This is a genomic window from Halosolutus amylolyticus (assembly GCF_023566055.1).
GTDB lineage: Archaea > Halobacteriota > Halobacteria > Halobacteriales > Natrialbaceae > Halosolutus > Halosolutus amylolyticus.
On record NZ_JALIQP010000004.1, the window covers coordinates 350,978 to 370,017 of the forward strand.

The window sequence follows — 19,040 nt, forward strand, 5'->3', positions numbered from 1 at the left end:
CGGTCGAGCCTGGCCCGCCGAAGAAAAACACTTGTATATCGGACGAGCCTAGCCATCGACTAGATGACGCGTACAGCCGAGAAGATCAACGCCCTCGTCAGCGAGGATTCCTCGATGGCAGCGGCCCTGGAGGCCATCCGCGATGAGGCCGACGAAAACGGCGGTGAGGTCGAGTGGGCCGACGTCCGCGACGACCTGACGAGCGGTCAGTGGGGCCGCCTGATCGAGAAGGGAGTACTGGTCGACGGGGACGAGGGATTCGAGATCGCCGATCGCGAGGCCTTCGACGAGGCGCTCGACGGCGACGGCGACGGCGGTGCCGGCGTTCCCGACGTCGAGGTCGACGAAGACACGAGCTGGTCGCAGTGGGACAAGACCGCCGCCCTGGGCTCGGTGCTGCTGATGGTCGGCTACTGGCTCGAGTCCGTCCGGGACACGGTCGGGAGTACGATCGATCTGGTGCTCGGACCGCTGGATACGGCGCTACCGTTTTACGCCGTTATTCTCTCCGTCGCGTTGCTGACGGGCCTGTACTCGACGTTGCTCCAGGCGAACCTGATGAACCCCGAGGTCATCGGCAAGTACCAGGAGCGCATGAAGGCGATGCAGGACAAGCAAAGCGATATCAAGGAACGCAAAGAGGAGGCCGAAGAGCGCGGCGCGAGCGACGCCGAGATCGAACGCCTCGAAAGCGAACTCGAGAAAGCACGCGAAGAGCAGATGGAGGCGATGGCGGAGAACCTCGGGATGTTCAAAGAGCAGTTCCGGCCGATGGTCTGGATCATGCTGTTTACCATCCCGCTGTTCCTCTGGATGTACTGGAAAATCAACGTCGGCGGGGTCGGTAACTCGACGGTCGTCATGCCGATCGTCGGCGAGACGACCTGGCGGTCCGGGCTGGTCGGTCCGATGCAGGCGTGGATCGTCTGGTACTTCCTCTGTTCGATGGGCTTTACCCAGCTGTTGCGCAAATCGCTGAACATCGACATGTCGCCGACCGGGGCGTAGCGCCTACGGACGCCGGCGACTCGGAATCCCGCGATCGTCGCCGTTCGCTCGACCTGTCCTCGCCCGCGGCCGTTCGCGGCGACTCGCCGAGGGAAACGTCACCCGATCAAAACCCATTTTACCCACCGCATCGGAGCAGGAATATGTTACTCACCGTCTCCGGCCCGCCGGGAAGCGGGAAGAGCACGACCGCGGAGTTGCTCGCCGACGCCTTCGATCTCGACCACGTCAGCGGCGGCGACATCTTCCGCGAACTGGCCGACGAACGCGGCTACACGCCGCTCGAGTTCAACAAACTCGCCGAGGAGAACGACGAGATCGATCGGGACCTCGATCTCCGACTGCGCGAGATCGCGATCGAGGAGGAGGACCTGGTGCTCGAGTCGCGACTCGCCGGCTGGCTGGCGGGCGAGCACGCCGACTTCCGGTTCTGGCTCGACGCGCCGGCGAACGTCCGCGGCGAGCGGATCGCCGAACGCGAGGAAAAGGATCCTGCGCGCGCGACCGAGGAGACGAAAGCGCGGGAGGCGAGCGAGGCCCAGCGATACCAGGAGTACTACGGCATCGACATCAGGGACCTGACGATCTACGATCTCTCGATCAATACGGCTCGCTGGGAGCCGGACGCGGTGCTCGACATGCTCGTCACGGCCGTCGGAGAGTACGAGGCCGCCGGTGACGAGGGGAAAGCACCCGTGACCGGCGTCGACTACCAGTTCTGATGACGTTGCGTGGCCCACCCGAGGAGCGATCGCCCGCGGAACTGCTCACCTTCGGCGTCGTCAACCTCGACAAACCGCCCGGTCCCTCCTCTCACCAGGTGAGCGGCTGGCTCCGGGACGCCGTCGCCGACACCCTCGCCGAACGCGACGTCGACGCGACGATCGACCAGGCGGCCCACGCCGGGACGCTCGACCCGAAGGTCACCGGCTGTCTCCCGGTCATGCTCGGCGACGCGACGCGGCTCGCGCAGGTCTTCCTCGAGGGGGCGAAGGAGTACGTTGCAGTGCTCGAGTGTCACGGCCCCGTGCCGGCCGACGCCGAATCCGTCATCGCGGCGTTCGAGGCCCCGATCTACCAGAAGCCGCCGCGCAAGAGCGCGGTCGCGCGTCGCTTGCGCGTGCGCGAGATTTACGATATCGACGTGCTCGAGACCGGCGATCGCCAGGTTCTCCTGCGAATCCGGTGTGAGAGCGGGACCTACGTCCGCAAACTCTGTCACGACCTCGGACTGGCGCTCGGGACCGGTGGCCACATGGGCCACCTGCGACGGACGATGACGGAACCGTTCGACGACACCGACCTCCACACGGCGGCCGAGTTCCTCGACGCGCTCGCCTTCTGGGTCGAGGACGACGATCCCGAACCGCTTCGGGAGGTCGTCTCGCCCGCCGAACGCATCCTCGAACCGATCCCCTCGATCGTGATCGCCGAAAGTGCCGCTCGCGAGGTCGCCACGGGTGCGCCCGTCTACGCCCCCGGCGTGCTCGACGTCGAGGAGCGGGCCGATCGCGGCGACCTCGTGGCCTGTTACACGCCCGACGGCGCGGCGGTCTGTCTCGGCGACCTGGTCGGCGATCCCGCCGACGAGAGCGGAACTGTGGTCGACCTCGAGCGGGTGCTGGTCTGACCCGTCCCGATCGCCGCACGCTCTTGCCGGGCCACCCTCGTCACACTGGGCTCGAGTTGGGACTATCTCACAGCATGTTTACCTGTTAACCTCACGTTCTTTGGACATATAATGATACTTTAGTAGTTAGTATGGGACAGAACATCACTCGTCGAACGGTACTCGAGCGATCAGGTGGCCTCGCCGCAGTTGGAACCGCGGCACTCGCGGGTTGTGTCACGGAGGACAGTAGCGACGACGACGGCGACCCGGACGACGAAACGATCCGGATCGGCGCGTTCCAGCCGACCTCGGCCGACCTCCAGTACTACGGCCAGACGTCCTTGCAGGGGTTCTACGGTGGGCTGGCGTACAAGTACGACGACATCGATCCGATCGACGGCCTCGACGTCGGCGAGTACACCGTCGACCCCGAGGCGGGGCCGACGTACGAAATCATCGTCGAGGACACGGCGTTCGATCCGGACACCGCACAGAGCGTCGCGCAGGACCTGGTGGTCGACGACGAGGTCGACGTGCTGTTCGGCGGCACGTCCTCGGACAGCGCGCGCCGCGTGATCGACACCGTCGTCTCGCAGTCGGACGTGCTGTACCTCTGTGGGCCGGCCGCTGACGGGGACATCACCACGTCCGACGAGTACTGTCACGAGCGGGTCTTCCGTGCGAGCGAGCACACCGCGATGGACGCTCGATCGGGCGCGACGTACGTCGCCGAGGAGATGGACGTCGAGAACGTCGCGATGTTCGGATCGGACAACTCGTTCGGCCGCGGTGGCGTCGAGAACTACACCGCGGTGTTCGAGGAGTACGACCACATCGAACTGCAAGAGCCCCGGTACACCGAGGCGGGGTACGCCGAGTTCGAGGGGCTCCTGGACGAGGCCGTCGCCAACGGTGCCGACGCCGTTGCCGGCGTCTATACGGCCGTGACGCTGCCGTCGTTCATCCCCACCGCGATGGACTACGACGTCGAAATCTTCGGCGGGTTCGCGGAGATGCTGACCATCAGCGCCCTCGGCGGGGCGATGCAACAGGCCCTCGGCGAGGACTTCACCGCCGAGGATATCGAAGACGCCGGACTCGGCCCGTTCACGACGCGGTATCACTGGAACCAGTTCGACAACCCGATCAACGACGCGTTCGTCGACATGACGATCGACGCCTACGACCAGGTTCCGGATCTCTTCCACTCGGGGACGTTCACCCTCGCCTCGGCGCTCGCCCAGGCGATCGACGAGTCCGGGTCGACGGCCACCGACGACCTCGTCGACGCGATGACGGGAATGACCGTCACGGACACGCCGAAAGGGGAGAACGGGTACGAGTTCCGGGAGGCGAACAACCAGGCGGCCTCGGAGATGGCGATCGCGTACCCGGTGCCGACGAGCGACGAGTGGGCCGACACCTGGGAGGCGAACATCATGCCCGGTGAACCGGTCCAGTACGTGTCGGCCGAGGACGCGATGGTGCCGGAAGACGACGTCGGTTGTAGCCTCTGATACCTTACCGATGTTGCTTTCGACGTCCGGACTGACGAAATCCTTCGGTGGCATCACCGCTGTCGACGGGGTCGAGTTCACGCTCGAGGAGGGCGAACTCTGCTCCGTGATCGGCCCGAACGGTGCGGGCAAGACCACGTTCTTCAACCTGATCACGGGCGAACTCGAACCCACGAGCGGCACGATCGAGTTCGACTCCACCAACGCGGAGGGAGTCGCCGACATCACGACGGCGGACCCGGCAACGACCGCGCGCCTGGGACTGCATCGATCGTACCAGATTACGAATATCTTCCCGACGCTCTCGGTCCTCGAGAACGTCAGGATCGCGGCCCAGGCACACCGCGGATCCGATTCGTGGCGGTTCTGGCGGAACGTCAACAGCTTCGACGACCACTTCGAGGAGGCACGCACGATCCTGGAACGGATCGGCCTCGCCGATGACGCCGACGTCGAGGCCCAGAACCTCAGTCACGGGGAAAAGCGGAGCCTCGAGATCGGGATCGCACTCGCCGGCGATCCGGATCTACTCTTGCTGGACGAACCGACCGCAGGCGTCTCCAGCGAGGACATCGGCCGTCTCACCGACCTCATCGAGAACATCGCGGCGGACCACTCGATCATGCTGATCGAACACAACATGGACATCGTGATGGACATCAGTGATCGGGTCGTCGTCCTCGACAACGGATCGCTAATCGCCGACGGCGAACCTGCGGCGATTCGCGACAGTGAGCGGGTCCAGCGGGCCTACCTCGGCGGCTACGAGGGCGACGATCGGAACGAAACGGCATCCGACGATAGCGAACCGGGGGTGGCGACCGGATGAGCTTCCTCGAACTCGAGGACGTCCACGCCTACTACGGGGAGAGTCACGTCCTCCAGGGGGTGACCCTCGACGTCGAGGAGAACGAAATCGTCGCGCTCATCGGCCGCAACGGGGTCGGCAAGACGACGACGCTGCGATCGATTCTCCAGCTCAACCCGCCCCGCGAGGGGACGGTTCGGTACCGGGGCGAGGACATCACCGGCAAGCACACGCACGAGGTCGCCGCCGACGGCATCGGCTGGGTCCCTGAGGAACGGCGGATGTTCGGCTACCTCACCGTCGAGGAGAACATCCGGGTGGCGGTTCCGTCCGACGGTGACTTCGAGGCCCAGCGCGACTACGTCTACTCGCTGTTTCCGGCGCTAGAGGAGTTCCGGGAGAACGAAGCCAGGAACTTGAGCGGCGGCCAACAGCAGATGCTGGCGATCGCACGCGGCATGGTCGGCAGGAACGACCTCCTGCTGGTCGACGAACCGAGCGAGGGGCTCGCCCCGATGATCGTCGACCAGGTCGTCGACGCCCTCGAGACGGCCTCCGAAGAAACGACGATGATCCTCGTCGAGCAGAACTTCCCGCTCGCCATGGACCTCGCGGACAGGTTCTACCTCATCGACCACGGAACGGTGGTCGAGTCGGGATCGACCGCGGGCGTCACAGCCGACGACGAACGGATACGGAGGTATCTGAGCGCATGAACTGGTCCAGTCCACGTCTTGCCGATCGAACCGACGCGACGAACACGGCTCTCGGCGGGGTGATGGGTCGATGACGATCGAACTGGCGACCGGGCTGCCGCTGGCGACCGACCTTCCGCTGGTAGTCGACGCACTCAGTCGGCTGTTCCAGCCCGATACGCTCGCCCGGATCCTCGTCGAGGGACTCGGCAAAGCCGCGGTGTACTTCGTTCTCGCCGTCGGGCTGACGCTCGTCTTCGGATTGATGGGCGTGCTCAACTTCTCCCACGGGGCGATGGCGATGCTCGGGGCCTACGTCGGTGGACTCCTCATGGTGCTCGCCGTCTCCGACGGGACGGGGACGGTCGCGAGAATTGCGTTCTTCTTCGTGGCCGTCGTCGCGGTATTCGCCGTGCTCACCGCGTTCGGGAGCACGATCGAGTACTCACTCATCCGACCGATCTACGATCGGACGCCGATGTACCAGATCCTCCTCACGTTCGGGATCGCGCTGATTCTGGAGGAGGTGACGCGGATCGTCGTGCTCGCCCGGGGGATCCAGCCGGATCCGCCGTGGTCCGCGGCGATGGCCACGGCACCGGCGCTGTTTACCGATCGGTACGACGTCCTGGGGGCGCCGATCCGCGGCCTCTACGCGTTCGAGATCGTCCTCGGGGTGCTCGCCGTCGCCGGCGTCTGGCTGTTCCTCAACAGGACGCTGTACGGGCTCTACATCCGGGCCGGCAGCGAGGACCCGGAGATGGTCGAAGCGCTCGGGATCGACGTGCGCCGCGCGTTTACGATCGTGTTCGGACTCGGAACGGGTCTCGCCGGAATCGGCGGCGTGTTCCTCATGTGGGACCCGCTCTGGGGGCCGAGCGCGTTGCTCGCCATCGACGTGTTGCTGTACGCGTTCGTCGTGGTGATCATCGGCGGCCTCGGCTCGTTCGAGGGGACCGTCGCCGCGTCGCTCCTGGTGGGGATCACCGATTCGTTCACGACCTGGTTGTTCTCGACGGGGATCGTGACGTTCACCGGGTTGCCGGCGCTCACGATATTCGGCCTGCTGGTCCTCATGCTGATACTCCGCCCTCAGGGACTCTACGGCGTCGAGGAGGTGGGTGGCCATTAGTCCCACTGATCCCGATCGCGACCGGGTCCCGGATGGCGGCGCCGACTCCGCGCTCGAGTCGCCGGCGGACGAAGACGACTCGATCGACGCCGGATCGACGGCACCCACGGATTCCAGCGACGAGAACTGGCTCGCGGCGTACACTCGCGATCACGCCGCGCACCTGCTGGTCGTCGCCGCCTTCGCGCTGTATCCGGTCGTCCTCGGCGTCCTCGATCGGACGCCGCTGGCGACCGAGGCGTCGTCGTTCCTGCCGGGGCTGACGGCCATGATCGTCGTCCTCTACATGGGCCTGTTCGCCATGAGCTTCGACTTCGTCAGCGGTTACACCGGTTACCTCTCGTTCGGCCACGCCGCGTTCTACGGGACCGGTGCCTACGTCGTCGTCCTCGCGGCGAACGGCAAGGTACCAGGGGTGCCCGCGGACACGCCGTTCATGGTGCTTCTCCTTCTGGCCGCCGTCCTGGCGTTCGTCGTCGCACTCGCGATCGGTGCCGTGTCGTTCCGGCTCAGCGGCGTCTACTTCGCGATGATCACTCTCGGGTTCGCCCAGGTGATCTACGAGTTCGTCCGGCACTGGGAGTACGTCGGTGCCAACCCCTCGGAGGGGGCGACGATCTCCCGCGTCGACGGACTCTCGATCGGCGTCCCGTACGTCGACTCGCTCAACGTCGCCGTCGGCCGTCTGGCCGGGGATAGCTTCGAGAACGTCCTCGGGATGGGCGTCGACGTCTCGGCGACGATGACGTCATACTACGCCCTCGGCGTCGTCGTCCTCGTCTGTTACTTTGCGATGCAGCGAATCCTTCACTCCCCGTTCGGGGCGGTGATGGTCGCGATCCGGGAGAACGAGGAACGGGCGAGAGCGATCGGCTACGACGTCTTCTGGTACAAGATGGCCGCGTTCTCGGCCAGCGGGTTCTTCGCCGGCATCGCCGGGGCGGTGTTCGCCGCCTATGCGCGCGGCGCGTCGCCGGACAACTCCTTCTACTTCCTCGTCACGGCGGACGCGCTGATCATGGCGATCATCGGCGGAATCGGGACGCTCGCCGGGCCGCTGTACGGCGCGCTGTTTCACGAGTGGCTCGAGGACATCCTCACGACCGAAAACGACGGGATCGCGACCTATCTCGAACAGTTGCTCCCCCAGGACGTCCTCACCACCGAGGTCGCCGGCATGACGCTCTCCGACTTCTTCGGAACGGTGCTCACCGGCCGCGCGCCGCTGTACCTGGGGATCATCTTCGTGCTGTTCGTCCTCTTCGTCCCCGACGGCCTGCTCGGCTCCGTCCGCAACCGGGTCGGCGGTCCAGTCGGCAAACGGCTCCCTGCCGTGCTCGATCGGTACCGCCGGTAAGCCGTTCTCTCTTTTGCGACCCGCGTTCTCTCGCCCGATCGGTCACGGCCCTGTACCGACCCGATGACGCTCGTCGCGAGCGGGTCCGGCCGTTCGGTCGACCACCCCGAAGCCCAGTCTCGAAACGACACGCTTAAACGGGAGACGACCATCGGTTCACGTGCGGGACCGTGGGGTAGTGGTATCCTCTGCGGATGGGGTCCGTAGGACCCGAGTTCAATTCTCGGCGGTCCCACTCGAAATTATCTAAGTGTTCAACTCTTAGCATCTCGTGCCCTCGAGACGGCCGAAAATCCAATTCTCGGTTTCGGTATATTACCACATGGTCGATACACTTCGCAGAGGTGGTCGGCGTGACGGCCGCGCCGTGGTCTTCTGGCGATCGACCGATGTGTCGTCACTGCGGAGCACACGTCACCGATCGATTCCGCCGGGTCTTCGGCGACGATCGCGATCGTGCCCACCGCTGTGGCGAGTGCGACTCCTACGCGCGACTGAGCCGCGGTTCTGCCGCCGGCGTCGACGTCGCGGTCCCGGATCCGGAGACGAGTCCCGGCCGCCACGGAGGTGAGGCCGATGCGTGACGGGTTGTTCGTGCCGGCGAATCGGCTGTACGATGTCGACTCGCGGACGCCCATAGCCCATCCGGCCCATCAGGCAACCGACGAGCAAATTCAGCAGGCGATCGAGAATCGAGAGCGAGAGATTCGAACTGATGGCGGTTGCTCTATCGGCGGTACCGAATGGAGCAAGAAAATACCGTCCGGAATTCCGTTTTCTGCTTACAGCGGGAGCGACCATTCGTGTCCACAGCTAGCACAACGGAAGCCCGCCGTTGCTATCCCATCAGCAACGTATTTTTCGAGTAATTCCCCCAGTCCTTCATCGCACTCCGGGCAACAAGCGTTCATTGGCGCCCGGTCTAGCGTTGAGCCCGGATTAATTCTAATCCCTACTCGTATAGGTATCCAAAATAATGAACGACCTTGCGATACTGTCCGGTCACTACACGCGGAAAATGAATATTCGTCTTCATATTCTGAGAACTCTACACGAAGCGAGGGGGTTCCCCGATGAGCCGACTCGTCGAATCCGACGAGTGCGATCGTTGCGGCGATCGCGTCGACGCGCTTCGCCGACTGTGTGCTGACTGTACGCGCGACGTCCGCGACGCGCGGGAGGGTCCGCTATGAGTTCGCGGACGTCGGAACTCGATAGTCCGAAGGCCAGCGGCGACGCGATCGAGGTTAAGATCGTCAAAGTGGTCGCCGAACTCGAGTACGTCGGTGACCGGACGGCTACTTGGCACGACGCGCGGACGTCGACGCTCCTCGAGCCGCAACGATCGCTGCCGTTCTACGGAATCGTCATCGTCGAGCCCGGAGTTCCAGTGGAAATCAAATGGTGCCAGATCGAGACGAGCAACGGGAATCGATCGACTCACGGTCGGTTCTACGTCAAGCAGGCCGCACACGAGCAACTGCTCGAGGCCGCTGGGATGTACCTGCTCGTGGTCTACTTACCGCGACCTGGACTCCCGCAGGTCGCGCGTGCGATCGTACACTGCAACGATCGTCGACGAACTCCTGGCCGGCCGCTGGTACGACGTCGGCGGTTCGCGTTCCGAAGAGGAGGTTGCGAAACTCGCGTGGACGCACGTAATCGATCACGAGCGGTGTCGATCCCGCGGTTACGGTGGGTGATCGTCGATGAGGGTGGACGGTCACGGTCCGGACACCGCTATTTACACGTACTCACGAAAGTCGGTGTTACCACACGGACAGTCGGGCCCCACCCCGATCGGCCGGGGCGTTCCGTCGGGCCAGACTCTCGCTGCGTACACGGACGCGCAGTTCTGGCAGACGAGAACGGTCCGGTCCAGTGTGTCTCCGTTTTTCATGGATCTATCGGTGGTCTCTCGAGACATAGCCGTCGTCCCTACCCACCTAGGTGTGGCTGGCTCCCCCACACCACAGACCGGTGCTGGTCACGCGGACGGTGATCGGCGATGACGGTCCACACGACGTACTTCGGGCGGCTTCCAAGCTACGAGTCGTTCGATCAGGATGCAGTTTTCGGGGTTGTCCGCTATCCGAAGGGTTTCGTCGAGCGGATCACCGATCGGTACATCCCGGCAGTCGCGCCGCCAGATGATCTTCTCAATGCGTACAAGACCGTCGAGGCCGCCGCCGAGGAGAACGACGAACCCAACGCCGCGGCGATCACGTGGAATTCCGTCGACTTTGAGCGACGATATCTGGAGTACCTCGATCGGGACGGCCCCCAGATCGTCCTCGAGGAGTTAACCGATCGCGCTCGCGGGCGTGACGTCTGGCTGGTCTGTTGGGAGAAGGATGCCCGCTGGTGCCACCGGCGACTGCTCTCGAACGCGATCGTCGCCGACCTGGAGGACATCGAGATCGTCCATCACCCGGACCCGTCGACTATCCTGATCGACGACGGGAACAAGAGCGCGGACCCTGACGAGAGCGGCCCAACGCTTGCGGACTTCGCGACTGGTGAGGGTGCGCGATGATCCAGGTCGCGTCCACACCGCACGAAATCGAGGGCCGCTGGAAGTGGCCCGACTGGGACCGCGGGCCCTACGACGCGCTCTCGTCGGTGATGCTGGGGCCGCCGTTCGAGGGCTACCTCGAACTGAGCACCGAGGTCGCTGTTCAGACGAAAGGAGAGATGTGATCGCCGGGGGGTTGCACTGCTAGCTCCTTAGAAATTGACAGATGGGGCTGCTGAATACAGAGGATGTATCTCTCACAGCGGCGCCAGCCCGATACCCGCCGTCTGTACTCTATGAGAAGGACACCGGGACCTAAATCCGAGTCATCAATCCTGGAGAAAGCGATTGTACAACGAAGCGACGATGTATCCGCTGGAATACCCATCCAAGAACGCCCAGATAGCACCAATTACGAGCCCCGACCAGGTCTCACTGAAGCCACGATACATGTCTGCGAGTAGCTCTTCCCATCGTTTTCCCCATCCCACTCGAGCAGTTGTCCCAATACTTGCCACTGCACCAGCCCAGAATATTCCACACGCCAATCCGAGTGCATTCGGCGCTAATTGAGATGATTCCGAAATCGCTGTTTGGTGCGATGCTTGCATCGCCTCAGAATCCGATTTCTCCCTCGTGGTTCCTTTCCAGTTACTCATACTAACACCTCTCGAGCGGGGATAGCGGGACTATTTCGATCGGCCCATACCAGCACACGGCAACCCAGTATATAATACCATGACGACACTATCACGTAAATTACTGTCACCACGACAGTGCGGACCGGTGAACGATAACCCCGACACGGGACCATCTTCGAGGCCGCGATGGTCGACGCCCAGTGGGCGGCACTGCTCCTCCTCGTACTGTTCGTGTTGCTCTTGTTCGTCGCATCGACGTTCTTGCCACGGCAGATATCGGGAGACGACGAACGAACCGACCATCCCGAATCATCCAAAGGTTCAACACGTGAGACTTCTGAAACAGCCGTGAAGGACTAACCAAAACACCAAACCGGACACTTCGGATGCGAGCCGTCATTCTTTCGGTCGGTTCAGTGAGGTTCGAGAAACCCTATATGAAAACAGATCCGTCTATGAGGACGAGCGCTCCGTTCTCCAGCGGTCGATGACGTCGCCAATTGGTTCCTCGGGTTTCACGCCGCCAGCGTTCGCCGCGAGTCCCGTCGTTTCGAACATCTGCACAACCTCGGACTCCGCCCCCGCAAAACGGAGGTCGATTCCGCGTGAATCGAGTTTTTGCTCGAGTTTCTCCAACATTTGTGCGGCCCCGAAGTCGACCGTTGACGACGATGTGAGGTCGAAGACGACCAATTCGATAGTGGAGTCGCGTGTTGTGAGCCGTTCGAGAAGATCGGTTTGAACCGTATCTGCGTTCGCGTAGAACAGTTCAGCTTCGACGCGGTAGACGAACACGTCCGTGATAGTCGTTGCCGCCGGATACAAGTCGAGAGCGACGAAATTGTCCGCCCCGTCGATTCGACCGATTTCGTGTGTCAACGGACGGCTAACCCGAGAAATCGCGATCAGCAACGAGAGGACGACGCCGACGAAGACGCCCCAGAGCATCCCAACCGTAAGTACTCCGAGCAAGGCCGACATCGCGATGGCAAACTCACTCTTGCTCACGTGGTACAGTTGGCGGAGTGCGTTCGTATCGATAAGGCCCGTAACGGCGACGATAACGATCGCTGCGAGAATCGTTTCTGGGAGATTCGCGAATACGCCGGTGAGAAAGAGCAGGACGACGACGAGAACGAGAGCGATCACGGCGTTCGTGAGTTGCGTTTTGCCGCCGACAGCGTCGTTGAGCGCCGATCGAGACATACTTCCCCCGACGACGAATCCGCCACCGAAGCCAGCGGCGAGGTTGGCGACGCCGTCGGCCAACAGTTCCTGATTCGCATCGGTTCGGTAGTCGTGTCGTCTGGCAAACGTCTCGACTGCGCCGATGCCTTCGACGTACGAGAGAAGGAACAACGAAGCGGCGACAGGGACGAGGGTACCCAGCGTCGAGATACTGGGAATCGACGGAACCGTTAGCGATGGGAGACCGCTCGGAATTGATCCAACGATCTCGACACCGCGGGCCTGCAGATTCGTGACCGACATAAGCACGATCGAGAGAACGACGACGAGGAGTGCATTCGGGGCACGCGGCAAGTACTGTTCTCCGAGGACGAGCAACACGATGCCAGCAACACCAACGGCCAATGTCTCAGGGTTTGTCTCAGCGAGATGGGTTCCTGTGTACCATATCCGTCCAAAGAACGTTTCCCCGAAGAAAGCACCCGACGCGCTGCTCTCAATGCCGAATAGCTTGTTAAGTTGAGTCGACATGATGTACAACGCCGCCCCGGCGGAAAACCCCGTGAGAACCGACCCCGAGATAAAGTGGACGAGAAACCCCAACCGAAACGCCCACGCGATAACTGCGAAGACACCGACGAGGATTGTCGTAATTATGACAAGTGACGCGTATGTGGCGCTGTTTCCGCCAGCGACTGCTCCAACACCACTCGCGAGCAGGATCGCCAGCGCCGAGGTCGGTCCCACGATGACCTGCTGAGAGGTGCCAAGAAAAAGGTACGCGATAGCGGCCATCAACCCGGCGTACAAGCCAGTCTCCGGTGGCAAGTTTGCAAGCGATGCGTACGCCAACCCCTCCGGAATGACTGACGCTGCAACGGTGATTCCAGCAACGATGTCCAGACGGAGCCAGGACCTGTCGTACTGCGGAAACCACTCCAGCACCGGGAGCGTAGACGAAAACCGTCGGCTAATTCGTTCTTTTAGATGCTCTTTTGACACTAAAACTCACCTTTTGGTTTTGGTAACTCTCGTTGTTCGTAATTTCACTCGAGTGGCTCGGCCTCGGGGAACTGATAGCTCCCATTGAGAACCTCCTCACGTGGTCGGTAGAGTCGGACGATATAGCGCCATCCCTCCGGGGTGTAGAGGAAGTTCGGTTGATCGGGATCACCGCCGAGGTGTACTGTGACACTCCCGTCATCGTCCCGCTCTGCGGTCACGTTGTTAACCGAGTACGCGTCGTACTCGTTCTCCTCGAGCAACCAGTCGCTGCTGTAGACGGTGACCGACCAGAACGCGTCGACGGGGACGGTGTCCGGCTCGTCGACGGTGAGTGTGTACGGCGTTTCGCCGTCGTTCTGTTCGGGATACCGCATCACAAGTAACGACTCCCACTCAGGGAGTCCACCCACCCCGAACGCCGCGGAGCCGATGTAATGCTTGACGGGGTCGACCTCGTCGACGTCGCCATAGACGCCTCCTAAATCGTCCATCGTCTCTCCGACCGTGATGAGCGCCTCCTCGATTTCTTCGAACGATTCTTGATCCCAGTTGGGAATCTCGAACGTTCCCGACGATTGTTGACGTACCGTCGTTTCGTCTTGTAGTCTATGAACTTCGTTCACATCGTCCGGATCGTTCAGGTCGATAAACGTGCGCATGAGGGCACTGACGTACCGCGTTCCGATCTCATCCTGCGTCAACGTGTACTCGCCAGGATCGGAGAGAACCCCTTTCACGTACTGATCTTGGTTGGTGAGAACTATCGACTGGTATCGGTCACCGGTGTCCGGTTTCGTGATGGTAACCGGCTCGGTTAGGTCGAATATTCCCCACGAGTAAAGCACCTCATGGTTTGGTGCCTTGGGTTGGTTGACCTGCTCCTCTATGGGAGGAATATCTCGGTAGTGCTTGAACTCGCCGAACCCACCAATTTCGACATGTGATCCAAAGTAGTCATCCGCTTGGACGCGTAGGAAGTTCTCCCACGTCACTGGGATTGGCTCGTCATCCGCTGACGTCTCGCTTCCAGCCTCGTGAGTGTTCGCCTCCGATGAATGTTGACTGGCAGTAGCGCTGCCACCACCCAGCGCGAGCATTCCGGCAAGGCCCACCCCGCGAAGTGCGCTTCGGCGCGTTGCTCGCAGCAGTTCGAAGTTCGATTCTGGCGTCGTGTGGTTTGGTTCTTTGCCCATGACTCGTGTCTCTCTGAGTGGCCCACAGCAGTAGTGCGACCGACTCACACGCTCGCACTCCAGCAGCCCATATAATACAGTGACGATACCAGAGAATAATTTCATGACACGATGATCATAGCAGAGGGATGACTATCTCTGAATTCCTGATCAACTATCTGTACCTGTTATATTCGGACTAACGTTGGAGTTTCGTCGGTTTGGTATCTCTGCCCCACGAAAACCAGACACACCGTGGCCTCTCGCTCGACGGAGCCGTTTCTCGGGTGCCCCGTCAACCGTCGCCGCGCGCGGCTTCGAACGCCGCGATTGCGCGATCGCGGTACTCGCCGAGCTCGACGATGGGAGCGGGGTAGTCGGGCGCAATGGCGGCGCGTGTCTCGTCATCCAGCGTGGGCCACTCGTGGATGGCGTCGGTCGGTGCGTCCCGGAGTTCGGGGACGTGTTCCCTGACGTACTCGCCGTCCGGGTCGTACTTCTCGGCCTGGGTCGTGGGGTCAAGGATGCGGAAATCCGGCTGGGCGTTCGCTCCCGTCGAGGCAGCCCACTGCCAGCCGCCGGCGGCGTGGGCGGTGTCGTGGTCCGCAAGCTTTCGACGGTACCAGTCGTACCCCTCGCGCCAGTCGATCAGCAGGTCCTTCGTGAGGAACGAGGCGGTCACTATCCGGACGCGATTGTGAACCCACGCGTCGGCGCGCAACTGTCGCATCCCGGCGTCGACGAGCGGATATCCCGTCTCGCCGTCCTTCCACGCCCGGAGCCCCTCAGGATCATCGCGCCACTGGATTTCGTTCGGGTACTCGCGGTAATTCTCGGTAACTACGTCGGGACGCGCGTCGAGGATGTGCGCGTAGAATTCCCGCCAGGCGAGCCGTCGCCGAAACGCCTCGACCGACTCCCGGGCGTCCCCGTCGCTGGCGGCGGCCGCCGCGTCCTCAGTGGCTTCCCAGACCGTCCGGACGCCGACTGTCCCGAACTTCAGGTGCGGCGAAAGGCGCGAGGTCGACTCCCGGGCGGGGTATTCGCGGTCGTCCCCGTAGCGGTAGATCGTGTCCTCGCGGAAGTCGGCGAGTAGGTCGTGGGCGACGTCGGTGCCCGCTGGTTGCACGTCGGCTTCGGGATCGTCGAAGCCCAGCTCGGCGAGTGACGGGAGCGGGCCGGCGACACCGGAGGCCTCGCCGAGCCGCTCCTCGTCGAGGCTGTCGCGGGGGTCGACAACGTCACCACGAACCGGCGCGGCGACGGGGGCGGCCTTCTCCTGGGTGCGCCACTCCTGCCAGAAATTCGAGAAGACGGAGTGGTGGCTCCCGTCGTCCGTCGTGATGGTCTCTGGTTCGTGGAGGAGAGTGCCGCCGAACCGTTCGACGTCGACGCTGATGCCGGCGTCGGCGAGTGCCGCCGCGACCGCACGGTCGCGTTCGCCCGCCAGGCCGGAGTAGTCGCGGTTCCAGGTAACCGCATCGGCGTCGCAGGCCGTGGCGAGCTCGGGAAGCACCGCCCTTGGGTCGCCGCGAGCGAGGAGCAGTTCGCCGCCGCGCTCGCGGTACTGCTCGCGCAATGAATCGAGCGCATCGAGCAGGAACGCCACCACGGGCGGCGCGCCGTAAGTGAGTATCGTGGGATCGTGGACGAACACCGGGAGTAGGCGGCCGTCGCCCGCCAGCGCCGGGTTGTCGGTCACACGCAGGTCGCGGCGGTACCAGTGGAGTCGTACACCGGAGTTTTGGCGGGCGCTGGCGCCGCCCATCGCGAGCATTCCGGCGAGACCAGCCCCACGAAGTGCGTTTCGGCGGGTTGCTCGCAGCGGTTCGGCGTCCGATTCTGGCGTCGTCTGGGGTGGCTCGTTGCTCATGGCTCAGGCCTCTCTGAGTGGCCCACCGCAGCAGTTGCGACCCACTCACACGTTCGCACTCCACCCTTCCATATAATCCAGTGACGATACTCAAGAAGAATTTCATGGCGCGATGATAGTGGTAGATGGATGACTATCTCTGAATTCTCGATCGACTATCTGTACCTGTATTGAGCGATCATAAACATCAGCTCGTGCTGCATTCGCGCTCTGTATTCAGCACGGCTCTGCCAACATCACCGGTAGCTGATAGAAGTGCCAGTGTTAGATACGCACTTCTACGTAACAGTTGTTTCAGTCAACAGAAGGACTCACATACCCTCTAAGACTGCCGAAAAGCCGCTTCTCGATTTCGGTATCTCGCCACCTGACGAACAGTCTATTCGGGACGGTCCGCGTGACGATCGCGTCGAGGCTACGGATCGATCGCCCGGCCGAGATAGCTCTGGACGGGTACGAGCGCACCACTGCCAGAAGAGTGTGATCCGTCTTTCACGACCGATCGGGACAGGAGCAGGCTGTTACCGCTCCGTCGTCCCGGTATCGGGGTCCGTCTCGGATCGGAGCCGTGGTTTGAGCAGGTACGCTCCGATCCCCGTCCCGAAGACGAAAGCAATTACGGCCGAGACGACGATCCAGAGCAAGTCGGGGTGTTCGGCACCGGTGTGCAGCAGTGTCTCCATACGATCGCGTTCTCGTGGACTCCTTTTATATAACCCGATTCCGCTTATCCGATCTTTCGAGACGGGGTCGGTGAGCCCCGTCCCAGATCTGACCCCGAAGCGACGATCCCGACCGCACCGCGTGTCGTGGCCATGGACGAGGACGGTCCGATCGGCGTGGTGGCAAGCACGTAGCCCGACCCGCGGCGACGATCGACCGACGTCCCCGACAGTGCGGGATCGATCGGCGGGTCGGAATCGTCGATCGGGGCCTTTTTCGTCCCACCGATCGGACGGCCTGCCATGACGGTCGTCCTCGCGGGTGTCGGCGCGGATAGCACCAACCTCGGTGCGCTGGGGCCGCTGTACGACGATGGGCGCTTCGAGTACGTGCCGATCCCGGAGAAGACCCGGCGGACGACCGAATCAGAGACCCTCGGGTCGTGGGAGCTACGGGGCCGCGACGGAACGGCCGCCGACCTGACGACCCGGATCGAGCCACAGCCAGTCCGCGGCGAGGCCGCGACCGTCAGCGGCGCGGCGCTGGCCGACTGGCCCCTGCACCACGACCCCAATTTCGAGGCGCTGACCTACGGCGAACACCGGACGAGTGGCTACGTCTCGCGCCTCTCGGCCCTCGAACCCGGCGACGCCGTCGGCTTCTACGCCGGCCTGCGACGACCGGACGGCGATCGGGCCCACCGGTACCTCGTCGGCTACATGACCGTCGCCGACGTGACGGTGATCCGACCGGACGCTCCGGCCGCCGAGCGCCGCCGACTCCTCGACGCCCACCCCGAGAACGCGCACGCGAAACGGGCCGACGAGGGCGACCTCTACCTCGACAAACCGATCGTCATCGTCGACGGCCGCGAACCGGGCGGCCTGTTCGAGCGCCACCCCATCAGGCTCAGCGACTATTACGTGAAAGCGGGCAACGAGCGCCCCCAGTACTACCTCCGGGACGAAATCGCGTCGGCGTTCGCGGTCGCGGCCGGCGGCCGGAACATGATGTACAAGCCCGCCTACCGGTGTGAACTGTCCGGTGCCGCGTTCCGGGACCTGATCGGTCTTCCCGGCGGACGGGCGAGTCCCGACCTCGATTCGCCCTCGACCTCCGCGTAAGTCGGGGTGTCGTCCCTCCGCCCGACGAACAGTCCGTCTTCTCGACACGGGTCACGCCGCGATGCCGGATCGATCGAATTGATAAGGAGATGGGACGAACCACCTATCAGTGACGGACGAACGGACCCGCCGGCACGATCGCGTCACGTCCCATCCGACGCCTGGTGCCGGAAACTCCCTCGCAGAGTGGACGCGTGCGCGGCATCCGCTGCGGGTCGCGATCAACTACGTGATCGTCTGGCTCGTCCGGATTTCCCCGAGTCTGCGGCTGAAACGCTGGCTCCTGCGCCGGATCGGCGTCACGGTCGGCCCGGGGGTCTCCTGGGGGCTCGAGGCGACGCCGGACGTCTTCTGGCCCGATCTGATCACCGTCGAACGCGAGGCGATCGTCGGGTACGACGCGACGATCCTCTGCCACGAGTTCCTCCAGGACGAGTACCGGACCGGCGAGGTGGTCGTCGGCGAACGGGCCATGATCGGGGCCGGCGCGATCGTCCTCCCGGGCGTCGTGATCGGCGAGGGTGCGAGCGTCGCGGCGAACTCGCTGGTGACCCAGGACGTCGCCCCCGGGGAGACGGTCGGGGGGGTTCCGGCCCGCCCGATGAACAGCGACGCGATCGGCGACGGCGATCCAGAGTCCGACGCCGCGGCGTGACGCCGGTCGCGGACCCGTCCCGGTCCGCCGATTCGATCGGCAGGCGTCGATTCAGAACAATTATGATTTTCTGAA

The 19,040-nt window shown here is 63.2% G+C and carries 19 protein-coding genes, 1 tRNA gene and 1 pseudogene; 16 read left to right on the forward strand and 5 right to left on the reverse strand.

Annotated features, from left to right (window positions below; translation table 11 throughout):
- The first annotated feature begins 63 nt into the window (after window positions 1-63).
- From MUN73_RS17045 to MUN73_RS17105, 13 genes and pseudogenes are all read left to right on the forward strand, one after another.
- Window positions 64-1,008: a DUF106 domain-containing protein gene (locus MUN73_RS17045; protein ID WP_250141713.1), complete on the forward strand. Its 945-nt coding sequence runs from the start codon at window positions 64-66 to the stop codon at window positions 1,006-1,008.
- A gap of 143 nt (window positions 1,009-1,151) precedes the next feature.
- Window positions 1,152-1,730: a (d)CMP kinase gene (gene cmk, locus MUN73_RS17050; RefSeq protein ID WP_250141714.1), complete on the forward strand. Its 579-nt coding sequence runs from the start codon at window positions 1,152-1,154 to the stop codon at window positions 1,728-1,730.
- A complete protein-coding gene (locus tag MUN73_RS17055; protein WP_250141715.1) occupies window positions 1,730-2,638 on the forward strand; it encodes an RNA-guided pseudouridylation complex pseudouridine synthase subunit Cbf5 in 909 nt (302 codons plus the stop codon). Before cmk ends, MUN73_RS17055 begins: the two co-directional genes overlap by 1 nt.
- A 131-nt stretch (window positions 2,639-2,769) precedes the next feature.
- Window positions 2,770-4,137: an ABC transporter substrate-binding protein gene (locus MUN73_RS17060; RefSeq protein WP_250141716.1), complete on the forward strand. Its 1,368-nt coding sequence runs from the start codon at window positions 2,770-2,772 to the stop codon at window positions 4,135-4,137.
- Window positions 4,138-4,147: 10 nt separating this feature from the next.
- Entirely contained in the window at window positions 4,148-4,966 is an 819-nt protein-coding gene (locus MUN73_RS17065) for an ABC transporter ATP-binding protein (protein WP_250141717.1), read from the forward strand.
- Window positions 4,963-5,661, forward strand: a complete 699-nt coding sequence (locus tag MUN73_RS17070) for an ABC transporter ATP-binding protein (RefSeq protein ID WP_250141718.1) — start codon at window positions 4,963-4,965, stop codon at window positions 5,659-5,661. The genes MUN73_RS17065 and MUN73_RS17070 overlap by 4 nt, the downstream gene beginning before the upstream one ends.
- Before the next feature lie 70 nt (window positions 5,662-5,731).
- Window positions 5,732-6,772, forward strand: a complete 1,041-nt coding sequence (locus tag MUN73_RS17075; protein WP_250141719.1) for a branched-chain amino acid ABC transporter permease — start codon at window positions 5,732-5,734, stop codon at window positions 6,770-6,772.
- Window positions 6,762-8,129, forward strand: coding sequence for a branched-chain amino acid ABC transporter permease (locus tag MUN73_RS17080; protein WP_250141720.1), 1,368 nt, complete (start codon window positions 6,762-6,764; stop codon window positions 8,127-8,129). Before MUN73_RS17075 ends, MUN73_RS17080 begins: the two co-directional genes overlap by 11 nt.
- A gap of 164 nt (window positions 8,130-8,293) precedes the next feature.
- Window positions 8,294-8,364, forward strand: a tRNA-Pro gene (locus MUN73_RS17085).
- 109 nt (window positions 8,365-8,473) lie between these two features.
- Window positions 8,474-8,713 (forward strand): DUF7563 family protein, encoded by a 240-nt coding sequence (locus tag MUN73_RS17090; RefSeq protein ID WP_250141721.1) that lies wholly within the window; start codon window positions 8,474-8,476, stop codon window positions 8,711-8,713.
- A 605-nt stretch (window positions 8,714-9,318) separates the two neighbouring features.
- A pseudogene (locus tag MUN73_RS17095) lies at window positions 9,319-9,842 on the forward strand (PD-(D/E)XK family putative nuclease).
- 295 nt (window positions 9,843-10,137) lie between these two features.
- Entirely contained in the window at window positions 10,138-10,665 is a 528-nt protein-coding gene (locus MUN73_RS17100; RefSeq protein ID WP_250141722.1) for a DUF488 family protein, N3 subclade, read from the forward strand.
- Window positions 10,662-10,829 (forward strand): hypothetical protein, encoded by a 168-nt coding sequence (locus MUN73_RS17105; RefSeq protein ID WP_250141723.1) that lies wholly within the window; start codon window positions 10,662-10,664, stop codon window positions 10,827-10,829. The genes MUN73_RS17100 and MUN73_RS17105 overlap by 4 nt, the downstream gene beginning before the upstream one ends.
- Before the next feature lie 144 nt (window positions 10,830-10,973).
- Here MUN73_RS17105 and MUN73_RS22790 read toward each other — a convergent pair whose 3' ends face one another.
- The gene (locus tag MUN73_RS22790) at window positions 10,974-11,303 is read right to left on the reverse strand and encodes a bacteriophage holin (protein WP_382182014.1); all 330 of its coding nucleotides are present in this window, start codon (window positions 11,301-11,303) and stop codon (window positions 10,974-10,976) included.
- Window positions 11,304-11,471: 168 nt separating this feature from the next.
- Between MUN73_RS22790 and MUN73_RS17110 the strand changes: the two genes are divergently transcribed.
- Window positions 11,472-11,645, forward strand: a complete 174-nt coding sequence (locus tag MUN73_RS17110; protein WP_250141724.1) for a hypothetical protein — start codon at window positions 11,472-11,474, stop codon at window positions 11,643-11,645.
- A 93-nt stretch (window positions 11,646-11,738) separates the two neighbouring features.
- Here MUN73_RS17110 and MUN73_RS17115 read toward each other — a convergent pair whose 3' ends face one another.
- From MUN73_RS17115 to MUN73_RS17130, 4 genes are all read right to left on the reverse strand, one after another.
- The gene (locus tag MUN73_RS17115; RefSeq protein ID WP_250141725.1) at window positions 11,739-13,418 is read right to left on the reverse strand and encodes a SulP family inorganic anion transporter; all 1,680 of its coding nucleotides are present in this window, start codon (window positions 13,416-13,418) and stop codon (window positions 11,739-11,741) included.
- A gap of 101 nt (window positions 13,419-13,519) precedes the next feature.
- Window positions 13,520-14,671, reverse strand: a complete 1,152-nt coding sequence (locus MUN73_RS17120; RefSeq protein WP_250141726.1) for a DUF1214 domain-containing protein — start codon at window positions 14,669-14,671, stop codon at window positions 13,520-13,522.
- A 274-nt stretch (window positions 14,672-14,945) separates the two neighbouring features.
- Window positions 14,946-16,523: a cryptochrome/photolyase family protein gene (locus tag MUN73_RS17125; RefSeq protein ID WP_250141727.1), complete on the reverse strand. Its 1,578-nt coding sequence runs from the start codon at window positions 16,521-16,523 to the stop codon at window positions 14,946-14,948.
- Window positions 16,524-17,044: 521 nt separating this feature from the next.
- Entirely contained in the window at window positions 17,045-17,206 is a 162-nt protein-coding gene (locus MUN73_RS17130) for a hypothetical protein (protein WP_250141728.1), read from the reverse strand.
- A gap of 282 nt (window positions 17,207-17,488) precedes the next feature.
- On the opposite strand from MUN73_RS17130, the gene MUN73_RS17135 reads away from it, so the two are divergent.
- Both MUN73_RS17135 and MUN73_RS17140 read left to right on the forward strand, forming a co-directional pair.
- The gene (locus MUN73_RS17135; RefSeq protein ID WP_250141729.1) at window positions 17,489-18,310 is read left to right on the forward strand and encodes an Nmad3 family putative nucleotide modification protein; all 822 of its coding nucleotides are present in this window, start codon (window positions 17,489-17,491) and stop codon (window positions 18,308-18,310) included.
- Between the two features lie 109 nt (window positions 18,311-18,419).
- Window positions 18,420-18,965: an acyltransferase gene (locus tag MUN73_RS17140; RefSeq protein ID WP_250141730.1), complete on the forward strand. Its 546-nt coding sequence runs from the start codon at window positions 18,420-18,422 to the stop codon at window positions 18,963-18,965.
- Window positions 18,966-19,040 lie beyond the last annotated feature (75 nt).